Origin of the sequence: Mesorhizobium sp. M1C.F.Ca.ET.210.01.1.1 (genome assembly GCF_004791585.1) — a bacterium.
GTDB lineage: Bacteria > Pseudomonadota > Alphaproteobacteria > Rhizobiales > Rhizobiaceae > Mesorhizobium.
Genome location: NZ_SRUU01000140.1, coordinates 1 through 358, shown reverse-complemented (window position 1 = coordinate 358; position 358 = coordinate 1). Strand labels below are relative to the sequence as shown.

The window sequence follows — 358 nt, the reverse complement described above, 5'->3', positions numbered from 1 at the left end:
AGCGGGTCGCGCTCGCGGCCTTGCGTGAGATCAAGCAGCTGGTCACGCGACAAGAGCCGGCCAGGGCGGTCGAGGAACACCTGCAGCAGGTCGAATTCGGCGCCGGTGAGGTCGACGGCCGCACCTTGCGCATCCGTCACCTTGCGCGTGTCCGGCTCCAGCCTGTAGCTGGCGAAGCGGTAGGCGCGGGGCGGCGGCGCGGGTGCCGCTTCCTCCGGCGTCGAGCGTCTCAGCACGGCGCGGATGCGGGCCAGCAGCTCGCGCGGATCGAAGGGTTTCGGCACAGAGTCGGCGGCGCCCATCTCCAGACCGACGTCCCGGTCGGTGGTCTCGGTGACGGCCGTCAGCATGATGATCG

Annotated in this window: 1 protein-coding gene; it reads right to left on the bottom strand. The window is 70.7% G+C overall.

Translation table 11 applies throughout. From position 1 onward, the window contains the following. The coding region (locus EN853_RS33285; protein WP_135861356.1) for a response regulator transcription factor at positions 1 to 358 on the bottom strand (358 nt) is incomplete at both ends.